The sequence below is a fragment of the Arcobacter pernae genome (assembly GCF_049472135.1).
In the GTDB taxonomy this organism is placed as follows: domain Bacteria; phylum Campylobacterota; class Campylobacteria; order Campylobacterales; family Arcobacteraceae; genus Arcobacter_B.
In genome coordinates this window covers 151,161-164,273 of the sequence record NZ_JBMOVV010000001.1, presented here as the reverse complement: position 1 = coordinate 164,273, position 13,113 = coordinate 151,161, and the positions used below count along the sequence as shown (strand labels likewise).

Annotated in this window: 13 protein-coding genes; 6 read left to right on the top strand and 7 right to left on the bottom strand. The window is 27.3% G+C overall.

Annotated features, from left to right (window positions below):
- Together acnA and ACH5BF_RS00830 are read right to left on the bottom strand one after the other, a co-directional pair.
- The gene (acnA, locus tag ACH5BF_RS00835) at positions 1 to 2,502 is read right to left on the bottom strand and encodes an aconitate hydratase AcnA (protein ID WP_423272079.1); all 2,502 of its coding nucleotides are present in this window, start codon (positions 2,500 to 2,502) and stop codon (positions 1 to 3) included.
- 60 nt (positions 2,503 to 2,562) lie between these two features.
- Positions 2,563 to 3,063: a hypothetical protein gene (locus ACH5BF_RS00830; protein ID WP_423272078.1), complete on the bottom strand. Its 501-nt coding sequence runs from the start codon at positions 3,061 to 3,063 to the stop codon at positions 2,563 to 2,565.
- A gap of 117 nt (positions 3,064 to 3,180) precedes the next feature.
- On the opposite strand from ACH5BF_RS00830, the gene uvrA reads away from it, so the two are divergent.
- Together uvrA and ACH5BF_RS00820 are read left to right on the top strand one after the other, a co-directional pair.
- Positions 3,181 to 6,006: an excinuclease ABC subunit UvrA gene (uvrA, locus tag ACH5BF_RS00825; protein ID WP_423272077.1), complete on the top strand. Its 2,826-nt coding sequence runs from the start codon at positions 3,181 to 3,183 to the stop codon at positions 6,004 to 6,006.
- Positions 6,003 to 6,350 carry a DUF309 domain-containing protein gene (locus ACH5BF_RS00820; RefSeq protein ID WP_423272076.1) on the top strand — a complete coding sequence of 116 codons (348 nt, stop codon included), beginning with the start codon at positions 6,003 to 6,005 and terminating at the stop codon, positions 6,348 to 6,350. Before uvrA ends, ACH5BF_RS00820 begins: the two co-directional genes overlap by 4 nt.
- Before the next feature lie 21 nt (positions 6,351 to 6,371).
- Here the strand turns inward: ACH5BF_RS00820 and ACH5BF_RS00815 are convergent, their stop codons facing one another.
- On the bottom strand, positions 6,372 to 6,731 hold the full coding sequence (locus tag ACH5BF_RS00815) for a hypothetical protein (protein ID WP_423272075.1): 360 nt from the start codon (positions 6,729 to 6,731) through the stop codon (positions 6,372 to 6,374).
- A 173-nt stretch (positions 6,732 to 6,904) separates the two neighbouring features.
- Between ACH5BF_RS00815 and ACH5BF_RS00810 the strand changes: the two genes are divergently transcribed.
- The 3 genes from ACH5BF_RS00810 to ACH5BF_RS00800 all read left to right on the top strand — a co-directional run bounded on the left by ACH5BF_RS00810 (position 6,905) and on the right by ACH5BF_RS00800 (position 9,296).
- Positions 6,905 to 7,957, top strand: a complete 1,053-nt coding sequence (locus tag ACH5BF_RS00810) for a hemolysin family protein (RefSeq protein WP_423272073.1) — start codon at positions 6,905 to 6,907, stop codon at positions 7,955 to 7,957.
- The gene (locus ACH5BF_RS00805) at positions 7,947 to 8,693 is read left to right on the top strand and encodes a carbonic anhydrase (protein ID WP_423272072.1); all 747 of its coding nucleotides are present in this window, start codon (positions 7,947 to 7,949) and stop codon (positions 8,691 to 8,693) included. Before ACH5BF_RS00810 ends, ACH5BF_RS00805 begins: the two co-directional genes overlap by 11 nt.
- Before the next feature lie 108 nt (positions 8,694 to 8,801).
- Positions 8,802 to 9,296, top strand: a complete 495-nt coding sequence (locus ACH5BF_RS00800; RefSeq protein WP_423272071.1) for a HugZ family pyridoxamine 5'-phosphate oxidase — start codon at positions 8,802 to 8,804, stop codon at positions 9,294 to 9,296.
- Between the two features lie 21 nt (positions 9,297 to 9,317).
- Here the strand turns inward: ACH5BF_RS00800 and ACH5BF_RS00795 are convergent, their stop codons facing one another.
- The 4 genes from ACH5BF_RS00795 to ACH5BF_RS00780 all read right to left on the bottom strand — a co-directional run bounded on the left by ACH5BF_RS00795 (position 9,318) and on the right by ACH5BF_RS00780 (position 12,370).
- Positions 9,318 to 9,824 carry an ankyrin repeat domain-containing protein gene (locus tag ACH5BF_RS00795; RefSeq protein WP_423272070.1) on the bottom strand — a complete coding sequence of 169 codons (507 nt, stop codon included), beginning with the start codon at positions 9,822 to 9,824 and terminating at the stop codon, positions 9,318 to 9,320.
- 83 nt (positions 9,825 to 9,907) lie between these two features.
- Positions 9,908 to 11,029 (bottom strand): AI-2E family transporter, encoded by a 1,122-nt coding sequence (locus ACH5BF_RS00790; protein WP_423272069.1) that lies wholly within the window; start codon positions 11,027 to 11,029, stop codon positions 9,908 to 9,910.
- A gap of 59 nt (positions 11,030 to 11,088) precedes the next feature.
- Positions 11,089 to 11,739, bottom strand: a complete 651-nt coding sequence (locus ACH5BF_RS00785) for a hypothetical protein (protein ID WP_423272068.1) — start codon at positions 11,737 to 11,739, stop codon at positions 11,089 to 11,091.
- A 40-nt stretch (positions 11,740 to 11,779) separates the two neighbouring features.
- On the bottom strand, positions 11,780 to 12,370 hold the full coding sequence (locus tag ACH5BF_RS00780) for a hypothetical protein (protein ID WP_423272067.1): 591 nt from the start codon (positions 12,368 to 12,370) through the stop codon (positions 11,780 to 11,782).
- A 108-nt stretch (positions 12,371 to 12,478) separates the two neighbouring features.
- Here ACH5BF_RS00780 and ACH5BF_RS00775 point away from each other — a divergent pair, with 108 nt between their 5' ends.
- Positions 12,479 to 13,099: a tRNA-uridine aminocarboxypropyltransferase gene (locus ACH5BF_RS00775; protein ID WP_423272065.1), complete on the top strand. Its 621-nt coding sequence runs from the start codon at positions 12,479 to 12,481 to the stop codon at positions 13,097 to 13,099.
- Positions 13,100 to 13,113 lie beyond the last annotated feature (14 nt).

Sequence of the window (13,113 nt, the reverse complement as noted above, 5' to 3'; positions counted from 1 at the left end):
TTATTTATTTAATAAATAAGCTATAACTCCAAAGCTTTTAAAATACTCTACTTCTAAATCAGATAAAAGTTTTACTTGAACCTCAATAAATTCAACCTCATCATCTCTTTTTATTTTTATATTAATCTTACTATTTGAGTTTATGTTTGTACAATCAATACTAATCTTTTCAAAACCTTTTAGTTTTAAACTATCAATATCATCTTCTATAAACGATAAAGGAAGAACTCCCATTTTCACTAAGTCTGTTCTATGTTCTTCATCAAAAGATTTAGCAATTACACATCTAATTCCTAAAAGTTTTGTAGCCTTAGCAGCCCAATCAGTAGACTCCCCTTCCCCATAATTACTTCCAGCAATTAATACCAAAGGTGTATTTTGTTCCATCATTCTTTTACAAAATTCATATATAGGTAAAACTTCATAAGAATCGAAATCTTTTGTATATCCACCCTCTTTTGGTAAAACAATTCTATTTTTTACACCTATATCAGAAAAGGCACCTCTTTTTAATAATTCACTATTTGACCTTCTTTTAGAAAAAGTATTAAACTCATCAGGTCTTAAACCTTTATCTAATAAATAAAAAGCAGCAGGAGAATAAGGTGTAATATTTTGGCTAGGAGAAATTAGTTCACTAGAAATATTATCTCCTAGCAAGGCTACTATTTTTGCATCTTCAATATTTAAATCCTGACTATTTAAACTATAATAGTCTGATTTTTGTATATAGCTCGAGTTTTCATTCCAAGGATAATTATTGCTTTTAGTATACTCAATATTTTGCCAATAATCGTCACCATTAAAAATATCTTTATATACACTCTCATACATTTGGCTACTGATTTTTCCTAAATACTCATTTACCTCAGAGATACTAGGCCATAAATCACTTAAAAAAATATCAGTACTAATTGGCTCTTTAGTAACAGAGAAGTTCATATTTCCTTTTAGACAATATGCTACAACTAATGCAGGAGACATTGACCAATTTGATTTTATTAAATCATTTGATAAACTATCTAAATCTTTCCCTGAATTTACAGAAGATACATTTAAATTAAACTTTTGAATATCTAAGATTATACTCTCTCTTATTTGTTCTTTTAAAGTTATAGAGTCAAAACTATTTATATCTAAAATCTTAAAACCCAATTGTTCAAAATATTTTAATAAATCTAACTCTTCTAAATATTTCTTTATAACTACAGATCCAAGAGTTAAGACTCTACTAATATTTTTATTGATTGTAAGATTTAACATGCAAGCTTTTTTTGCAAGTAACCCCGCTTGTATTAATAAAGTTGGATTTGAAGTTAGGGTACAAGAAACAATATTTGCCAAAACTATATCGTTATCTTTTACAAAATTACCAACTTTAAAAGATTGAAGTTTTGAAGGTACATGTTCAACTGTTACTCTTTGTTCTTGGTTTTTAGGACCTGTTACTAAAGGTTTAATTTTTGATAGTTCAAAAATAAACTTTTTATCATAATCAAAATCCCAAACATCAAGAGAGTTATTAAATAGTCCTTGTTTTTGAAAATATGTTTTAATTAGTGTTGCATCAACACCTCTTGTTTTTTCTAAAAACTCAATAGTGTTATTATCAATACAAAAATATCCACAAGCTGCATTATAATCAGCAACAATTTGAGACAAATAAGCTCTATCTTCAATAGCAATATTTTTTAATCCTGGACCATAAAATTCAATTATTGAATCTTTTAAATCCTCTTTTTCTAAAAGATTTGACAAATTTAAAGTTGCATCTAAAATACTTACACCTTGAGCTAGTGAGCCTACTACCTCAACACCTATTACTTTTGGTATATGCATTTTTATTTTTGGTTCTAAAATAGCTGCTTGAGTTTCTAAAGTATTTAATTTCCAAGCTAATATCCCTAAAGAGTTTGTCATACTAGCATTGTAATCTGTTCCAATAACACTTTCAGCACTTAAAAATATTTTTTCATCATTTATAAAAACATCTAACATCGCAACTAAATACTCTAAATTAACTTGATGATAAACACCAAGTCCAGGAGGAACAACAGTTAGTTTCTCATATCTATTTTGACACCACTTTATAAAATGATGTCTTTGAGAATCTCTTTGAAAAGATTTTTCTTGATTATCATTTATACTATCTTTAACAACAATATCTAAAGGAATATTTGGATTTACAAAACTATCTTCATTTTCTTTTGATAATTCTTCATTAATAGAACTTAAATCTACTAAAATAGGTACACCATGATAATCATCTAAAATAGCTCTATTTGCATAAAAGCTTATCTTCCTAAAACTATTTCTTTTTATAAAAGCATCAAGAATATATCTAATATTCTCTTCTTTTTCATTTCTAATATTTGATTCTAAAAGTAATTTAAGGCTAATAGGTAGTCTTCTTAAAGATAAATCTGTATCTAAAATCTTTTTTAAATCGTAATAATAAAAAGTATTGCCATTAAAGTCAAAACTGCTTATGTATCTATTCAAAACCTTTCCTTAAATTATCATATATTATTTATAATAAGATAACTAAGTTATGGTTAATAACTATTTAAAAATATTTATTAAAGTTGTGTAAAAAAAGATTAAACTTAAAAAAGTGCTAAGAACAATAAAAATATCAATTAAGATTTTTTTATTTTCTTCTTTTCTTGTAGGTGAAATAAATAAAGATTTGAAAAAATTAGTATTTTGCTCTTCTTGTTGAATTTTTAGTTTATTAATTTTCCCAATAGAAGTATAAGATATGGTTTTAAGTAAAAGAATCCAAAATGATAAAACAATAGGAAGAACAAGCCAATCTTGTTTAAAAAAGGCCATTAAGAAAGAGCCTATAAAGCCAACTGCATAAAAAGATATTACTGTTTTATAAGTAAAAAAGTAGTCTCTTCTTAAGAAGAAAAACATACTAAAACATACAAATACTAAAATAGCACTAATTCCTAATGCCTTATAAGTATAGTAATCTAAAATTTGAAAAATTGCAATTGTTAATGGAATCATAGCTATTAGACAATAATACCATTGTACCTTAGTATTTAAATTCATTTTATGCCATTCTTTTATTATTTACTATTATATATTTAATTTAATAAAATTTCCTTTATCGATAATTATACATATCTATCATATAATACAAGTTTCAAAAATTCAAAGGTTATATTTATGCAAGATACTATTAAGATTTTTAACGCAAAAGAGAACAATTTAAAAAATATTAATTTAGAAATACCAAAAAATAAGTTAATTGTATTTACTGGACTTTCAGGTTCTGGTAAATCAACATTAGCTTTTGATACACTTTATGCAGAAGGTCAAAGAAGATATATTGAATCACTTTCTGCTTATGCAAGACAATTCCTAGATAAAGTTGGAAAACCAGATGTTGAAAGAATTGAAGGGCTTACACCAGCAATTGCAATTGATCAAAAAACAACATCTAAAAACCCAAGATCAACTGTTGGAACAATCACAGAAGTTTATGACTATTTTAGACTTTTATTTGCAAGAGTTGGAAAACAACACTGTCATCAATGTGGAGAACCAATCTCAGAAATGAGTGCTTCTGATATTATTGAGCAAGTACTAAAACTTCCTGACAATTCAAAAGTTGTAATTTTGGCTCCACTTATTAATAGAAAAAAAGGAACATTTGCTGACTTATTAGAAAGTCTTAGAGCAAAAGGTTATGTAAGAGCTATGATTGATGGAGTTATGGCAAGACTTGATGAAGATATAGAGCTTGAAAAAAACAAAATGCATACTATCAAAGTTGTAATTGATAGGGTTGTAATAAAAGAAGACAACAAAGATAGAATCGCACAAGATGTAGAAAAAGGTTTAAAAGAGAGTTTTGGAGAACTTGAAATAGAAGTTCTAAATCATGAAGAAGTTGGAGTTGAAAAACATATACACTATAGTGAACATATGGCTTGTTTTTCTTGTAAAATCTCTTTTGAACCACTAGAACCTTTATCATTCTCTTTTAACTCACCAAAAGGAGCTTGTACTTCTTGTGATGGTTTAGGTATTAGATATGCTTTAGATATGAAAAAAGTTGTAAATGATGATTTACCACTTGAAGATGGAGCTATTAGAATAATCTACGGATTTAATAAAGGTTTTTATTTCAAAATGCTTATGGCTTATTGTGAGGCAGCAAATATTGATATTACAATTCCTTTTAGAGAACTACCACAACATCAACAAAAAGCAGTGTTACATGGTGGAGTTGAAGAAGCAAAATTTACTTGGAAAAGACATAGTCTTACTAGAAAATGGGAAGGGATTGTAAAATTAGCCTATGACATGATAAAAGATGAAAAAGATATGGCTGAATATATGACTGAAAAAGTTTGTGATTCTTGTAATGGAAATAGATTAAAACCCTCTTCTCAAAGTGTTTTTGTTGCAAAACAAACAATTGGTGATGTTATAAATAAACCAATTGAAGAAGCACATGCTTTCTTCCAAGATGAAAAAAACTTTGAGTATTTTAATGACCAAGAAAAAATGATTTCAGCACCAATTCTTAAAGAGATTAGAGAAAGAATATTCTTTTTATATGATGTAGGACTTGGATATATAACTTTAGGAAGAGATGCAAGAACTATCTCAGGTGGTGAGGCTCAAAGAATTAGAGTTGCTTCTCAAATTGGTTCAGGTCTTACAGGAGTTATGTATGTACTTGATGAACCTTCAATTGGTCTACATGAAAGAGATACTTCAAAACTTATCAAAACTTTAAAAGCTTTACAAGAAAAAGGTAATACTGTAATTGTTGTTGAACATGATAAAGAGACTATTGAAGCCTCTGATTTTATAGTTGATATTGGACCTAATGCTGGTAAATATGGTGGAGAAGTTGTATTTGCAGGGACACTAAAACAAATGCAAAAAGCAAAAACTTTAACAGCACAATATATGACAGGTAAAAAGAAAATAGATTATGTTCATAATAGACCACAAGAAGAGTTTATAAAAATCAAAAATGTAACTATTAACAATATTAAAGATTTAGATGTTCAAATCCCACTTAAAAACCTTTGTGCAATTACAGGTGTTTCAGGAAGTGGTAAATCATCACTTATTTTACAAACTCTTCTTCCTGTTGCAAAAGAGCTTTTAAATCATGCTAAAAAAGTTAAAAAAGTTGATGGAGTTGAGATTGAAGGTTTAGAAAAACTTGATAAAGTAATCTACCTTGACCAAAGTCCTATTGGAAGAACACCAAGAAGTAATCCTGCAACATATACAGGTCTTATGGATGAAATAAGAACTCTATTTTCAAAAACAAAAGAGGCTCAACTTAGAGGTTATAAAATAGGAAGATTCTCATTTAATGTAAAAGGTGGGAGATGTGAGAAGTGTCAAGGTGAAGGTGAAATAAAAATCGAAATGCACTTCTTACCAGATATTATGGTTAAGTGTGATGATTGTCAAGGTCAAAGATATAACCCTCAAACATTAGAGATTTTATACAAAGGTAAAAATATTTCTGATGTATTAAATATGAGTGTTGAAGAGGCTTTAGAGTTCTTTATTAAAGTTCCTAAAATTCATGCAAAACTTAAAACTCTTACAGATGTAGGTCTTGGATATATTACATTAGGTCAAAATGCCGTAACACTATCTGGTGGTGAGGCTCAAAGAATCAAATTATCAAAAGAGTTATCTAAAAAAGATACAGGAAATACTTTATATGTATTAGATGAACCAACAACTGGTCTTCACTTTGCAGATGTTGATAGACTTACAAAAGTTTTACACCATTTAGTTGATTTAGGAAACTCTGTATTAGTAATTGAACACAATCTAGATGTAGTTAAAAACTCTGATTGGGTTATTGATATGGGACCTGAAGGTGGAAACAAAGGTGGAATGCTTGTAGATGAAGGAACACCTGAACAATTAGCTTCAAGACATAAGAAAACAGGTTCACATACTGGATACTATCTAGAAAAAGAGTTAGAAGAGTTAAAAAGAAAATGAAAATAGACTATTCAATCTTTAATCAAGAAACAGCAATTGATAGATTTATCTTTGCTGTGGAAGAAGGCTATTATAGAGAAGCTCATGAACTATTAGAAGATGATTGGAATGAGTATAAAAGAGTAGGAGAAAAGAAAAAAGCACTTGCTTTAAAAGGTCTAATAAATGGAGCAACAGCCCTAGCTTTGTATCACATAAAAAAAAGACCTCATGCATATGCTAAAGTTTGGCCTGTTTTTATAAAGTATAAACCTTTATTAGAAGAAGTTGAACTTGAAAATAAAAATAAATTCTATTATGCAAGAGACTTATTAATAGAACTTAACAACAAAATAGAAAAATAAAAGTCAAGTTTGACTTGACTTTTATGATGCACTCTCTTTTGCTTGATTCATCAAGAATGCTTTTAGTCTCATCATATCTTCAGTAGGGAATTGATTTTTTGCTTCTCCTCTTTGAGTTCTTACATAAAAATCTTGCGAAGAATTATTAAAACCAAAGTTTGTATTAGTTAACGTATATTCATAACTATTACTAGCAGATTCATTTTTAGCTTTTTCAATTTGAGCAGCTTCACCTGCTTTTAAAAACTCTTCCCTTCTTAGTTCAGTTAAGTTGTTTCTTTCACCAAGTTTTGAAGTTTCAGTTGAGGCATGTACTTGTTCTAATTCAATTGTTTTATTGTCCCTAAACTGGTCAATATTAGATATTAATCCATATTCCATAACATACTCCTTTTATTAAAACTCGCTTAATAAATTTATTATACACAATTTTGCTTATAATTGTCAAAAATTAAGTTTATTTTGATATGATTAGTTACTATTTTTTTTAATTTAAAGGAGTCTTTATTGGAAGATAATTCCCCGAGGTGCAGTTTAATACAAAGTGAGCCCCAATGGAAATTTTAGTCTTACTATTCTTAGTAGTTGTTGGAACATCTTTCTTATGTTCTATTCTAGAGTCAATTCTACTTTCGACTAATGTATCATACATTTCTGTTCTTGAAAACAAGAACCCAAGTGCAGGAAAACTTCTTAAAAAACTTAAAACTGATATTGACAGTTCTATTGCTTCTATTTTGATTTTAAATACTATTGCAAACACTTTAGGTGCAACTGCAATTGGTGTTCAAGCTCAAAATGTGTTTGGCGGTGATAAAACTTTAGTAATGGTAACGTCAATTGTTTTAACATTTTTAATTCTATTCTTCGCTGAGATAATTCCTAAAACAATAGGTGCAGTTTATTGGAAGCAGCTAGCACCATTTGCAGCAAGAATTATAAATATGTTTATTTTTGTAACATACCCAATTATTAAAATTACTCAATTTGTAACTAAAAAAATAGGGTCTGATACAAGTGATTCAATATCAAGAGAAGAGCTTATACACTCTACTTTACTGAGTGAAGAGGAAGGTGTGATTGGTGATTTAGAATCTGATATTATTGAAAATACTTTAACTTTAAACAATATGAAGATTAAAGAGATTTTAACACCTAGGTCTGTAGTATATGCAGTGGATAAAGAAACTTCGATAAAAGACATTATTGAAGATAAGAGAACATTTAAGTTCTCAAGAGTTCCTGTATATGATGAAAGTATTGATAATATTGTAGGTTTAGTTTTAACTAAAAAACTATTCAAACAAGCAATTATTGATAAGGATGTTACTGTTGAATCTATAATGAAACCGGTACTTTCATTAAATGAAAACATTCCTGTTTCAAAAGCATTAAATATGTTTATCCAAAAAAAGGAACATATGTTTATTGTTGCTGATTCTTATGATCAAACAGAAGGTATTGTTACATTAGAAGATTGTATTGAGACACTTCTAGGATTAGAAATAATGGATGAGTCTGATACTACAGCTGATATGAGAAGACTTGCTTTAAATAAAATGAAAGCAAAGAGAAAAGAGAAGGAGAGAGAGAAAAATGAGTTCTAAAAGCACAATTATTAGTATTTTTGTTGTATTTGTTATAGCATTGATGTTAGCCGAAGGTGAGCCTGAGCCACTAGCACCATGGTCATATTCTGAAGATGAAGGTCCAGCAAAATGGGCTGAACTTGATGAAAGATATGCAATGTGTGAAAATGGTTTAAACCAATCACCAATTAATATTACAAATGCAATTGATGCTACTTTAGCGCCATTAAAATTTGAAGGAAACTCTAAAGCTACAGAGTTTGCAAACACAGGTAATGGAGTAAAAGTTTCAATTTCTGGTGGAAATAAATTAACAGTAGACGGTGAAGAGTATACTTTAAGACAAATCCACTTCCATACACCAAGTGAAAACACTATTGATGGAAAATCTTTCCCAATGGAAGCGCACTTAGTTCATGCAAAAGGTTCAAGTTTAGCAGTTGTAGCTGTTATGTTTGAAGAAGGTTCAGATAATTTAGTTTTAAATAAATTATTAAGAAACTTACCTGAAAATGAAGGTGATAAAAATGAGTTAAAATCTGATGTTGAAGGATATGAGATTTTACCAGCAAATCAAGAATACTATAGATTTAATGGTTCATTAACAACTCCTCCTTGTTCTGAGGGTGTTAAATGGCTTGTATTAAAAACACCAGTACAACTATCAAAAAGTCAATTAGGAGACTTTGAGGCAGTTATGGGTCAAAACAATAGACCTGTTCAAGCTATTAACGCAAGAACTATTCTTAAATAATAAAACATAAGTATTAAAGGTTTTCCTTTAATACTTAACTCTTTTTTATGCCTTAATTAAAGATTTTCATGATATAAATACTTCAAATTTAAATATAAGAAGTAATTTATGAATAATCAAAAACTAAACCAATTTTTAGAATCATTTCAAAGTATTATCATCAACTCTTTAGATGAAAATAAAAATCCATTTTCTTCATATGCACCTTTTGTAAAATATGAAAACAGATATTATGTATATTTATCTAGTATGGCAAAACACTCACATAACTTAAAACAAAATCCTAAAGCAAGTATCTTCTTTTGTGAAGATGAAAGCTCTTGTGAAAATATATTTGCAAGAAAAAGAGTAGTTATGCAATGTGATGTTTTAACTTTAGAAAAAGATAGCAAAGATTATGAAAATATTCTTGATTTATTTGAAGAAAAGTTTGATAAAAACATGATTCAAACACTAAGAGGAATGAGTGATTTTAATCTTTATGAGTTTACAGCCTTTTATGGAGAAGCTGTATTTGGATTTGGGAAAGCCTATAACCTTGGTGGTAAAAACTTTGATGAACTAGTTCAAAGAGAGAATACTAAAGGACATGGGCATAAATAAAGTAGTTAATACTACTTTATTTTATACTAAAGACTTAAACTTTTTTATTAGGTATTGAATTTTTAAATCATATGCTAAACTCAATGCACTATTTCCTAGCATATCTTCATGTTTAATACAAGCATTATTTTCAACAAGATAATCAACACTTTGTATTTTATTATATAAAACTGCATAAATTAATGCTGTAGAATTTACATCATCAAGTTCGTTTAAATCTAAACCACAATTCTTTAGACATTTTAAGACTTTTACATCATTTTTATAAACAGCATAGTTTATAGCAGATAAAGAGTTCGTAACCTTTGTACTAACTCCTAATTGAAGTAGTTTTTTGATTATATTAATTTGTCTGTGATAAATAGCCCAAAAAAGAGCATTTCTACCTTTAGTATCTCTAAAGTTTATATCTACACCTAAATCTATTAAATCATCAATCTTTTCTTGATTACCTTTTGATATGGCTGTAAATAACTCATTGCATAAAATATTTGAAAAGTCTTTATTTATTAAGATATTATTTGACATCTTATTTCCTCTTTAATATTGATAATTGTTATCATATATAAGATAGGCTTAAAAAAAGATAAATTTTTAAAGATAAAAAGAGCCTACTTCTCTTTTTTATCTTTTTTATTTGGATTAAAAATTTTTCCATCTCCTGAAATAAGAATTGCTAAACCTTTTGTATTTTCAAATTGAGAAAGAATTATTAACAAAATCATCATTAAAGGAACTGATAAAAACATCCCTACTGTTCCCCACATAGCTCCCCAAAGTACAAGTGATAATATTACTACAAACTGAGATATATTTAATTTATTTCCCATTAGTCTTGGATAGATTATATTTCCTACAGTAAATTGTATTATGGCTAAACAAGTTAATAAGAAAACAACAGAAGATAGTTCACTAAACTGTACAAGGGCAAATAGTGTTGGAATTACTACAGCTATTATACTTCCTATTGTAGGAATAAAATTTAAGATAAATGCAATAAATCCCCATAATACAGCTCCTTGTAATGAGAAAAACTCACACACTAAATAAGTCAGAATACCTGTAAACAGACTGATTATTGTAGTTATAGAAATATACATTCTAATAGTTTTTGAAATTGATTCTAAAACCTCTTTTGCTTTTATTCTTGTATCATAATTCCTAAATAAAGCATTTATTTTTGCATTAAAAAATCTCTGGTCAATTAATAAAAATAATACATATAAAAGAATCTGCATAATATTACTAACAATTGAGCTAAAAGCTGAAATAACTTTATTTATTAAAGCGGCTAAACTAAATTGTTCAAAAAGCTTTTCAAACTTTTGAGATACATCAAAACCTGCCATAGTTGATAACTTCTCAATTATTGAAGTAAACTTACTATCTAATTGAGATATTGTTCCACTTAATTCAACCATATTTGAAGCAATAAAACTTCCTATTTCAAACATAAAATATACTATTATTATCAAAGATAATGGGATTGCAAGTGTATTCCCTATATTTGAATCAAAAAAAGGTAATCTTTTTAATTGATTTGCTAAAGCATTTATCAAAAACCAAATAAGTATTGCTATGGCAAGAGGTGTTAAGATATTATTTAAAGTAGAAAGTGTATAAACAACTAAAAACATAAAAGCCATAAAATAAAAGGCTGATGCAAAGTTTGTATTATAAATTTTTTCTTGTGATTTTGTATTTGTGACTATATTTTTATCTAAATGATCCAAAATATTTACCTTGTATTAGTTTAGCCTAATAATAACAAATTAAATATTTAAAAGATATTTTAATTATCTAAGTATTTTGATTCAACTTCTTTTTGAAAATCTGTTTTTAACATTTCTTCAATTTTTTTATCAATTACATCAAGAGTCTTAAATTCTGTTTCTTTAGCAACTTCTGGTAACTCTTCTTTAAAAAGTTTTTGTGCTTCAAAGAATCCGTCTTCGATTCCTTTTCTTGTATGTTTTAAAGCTTCTGGTTCATTTCCTGTTAAATCTTCAACAAACTTAACTAATCTTTTTGAAGTCTCTTCTGAACCAAAAAAACCTTCTTGCGAAAGTAACTCTTTTGCTTCTTCTTTTGTAAGTTGAGAAATTGGTTTACCTGTATATCCCATATCATCTAAAGTTATTGATTTATCAAACTTTTTACCTTCAAAAAAGTTTATATAATCATCATTACCAACTTTTAAATTCGATAAGATTTGTTGCGCATTTGTGTTTCCCTTAGAGAATTCAGCACTTTTTACATGTAAGAAATTTTGGATACTATGAGTAGAAATAGATATAGAAACAGCAGCATTATGTAATCTGCTTTCATTAACTTCATCTATATAGTTTGAGGCTGATAAATCTTTATTGTCAAGTAAAGTTGTATTTTTTTCGTTGAAATTATTTAGATTTAAACTTAGTTGATCTAGTCCTAAACCGTACATTATGTATCCTTTATGATACTATATTATACTTTTACAATTCTTATTTTTTTCTTAAAGTGCTTAAGAACTCGTCTATTTCCTCTTTCATAGTATTCATATAACCTTTTGTACTTGTATATAAATAGAAAATTGATTGAACCATGAAGAAATAAAATGCATTTACATAACCTATATAAACAAAAATTACATCTGCAATAAAAAAACAAATAAATGCAATTCCTCTTATTTTATGATTATGACTAGATAAAAGAAAACTTCCAAAAATTGCAATAAAAGAAGCAATAAAATCTATTGGAAGTATTGTAAAATCAATATTTGATACATTTGGTAGTACCATTTTATATAAAAGAAATAAATAAATACCGAGAATCAAAGTAATTAAAGATACATCTCTTTGACGTTGATTAGTTAATTTATAAATTCCTAATACTGCTGTCACAAAAAATAGTATCATTTGAATGATAACAGGTACTTTTCCACTTAGTGTAAAAAAAGTCAATAATGCTAAATTAGAAACAAAAAAACTAACAAAAGCCCAATAAATTGGTCTTGTATTACCTTTTGTACTTCTTGACATTAAATACGCACCCATGATTGAAAAAACAGCACCTATTGCTTCAAGTATTATCATATATTCACTTTTTAATAAATTTGTGCAATTATATTCAATTTAACAAAATTTTCAATAAATATAATATGTATTTAACTATAATTCTAAAAAAATTAAAGTGTACTATAAATGAATAAAGAATTAAAGAAATGTTATAACTGCTATAGACCTAAAACTTCTTGTAGCTGTGAGAATATAAAAGAGAAAATCAATACAAATACAAAGTTTATAATTTTGATGCATCCCAAAGAGTTTAAAAAAACTAAAAATGGTACAGGTTTTATGACAAGAAACTCTATTTATGATAGTGAAGTAATTATTGGTATTGATTTTACAAATAATAAAAGAGTTAATGAATTAATAAACAATAAAAACTACAATCCATATCTTTTATATCCCCATGAAAATAGTATTAAAGTAAATAAAGAACTAATATCCAACAATAAACAACTACTTATTTTTATTCTTGATTCAACATGGCCTTGTTCAAAAAAAATGTTAAAACTAAGTTCAAATCTTCAACAATTACCAAAACTTAGTTTTGAACATGATTTAAAATCAAACTTCCAATTTAAAACACAACCTCAAGACTATTGTTTATCAACAATTGAATCAACATTTTGCTTACTTCAAGAGTTAAATAAACAAAATATTGAGAATATTAAAGAAAATGACTTAAATAGCTTTCTTTCACCTTTTCATAAAATGGTAGAATATCAAGTAAATTGCAAAAAACTACATAACAATTAAAGATTAATTTGTAT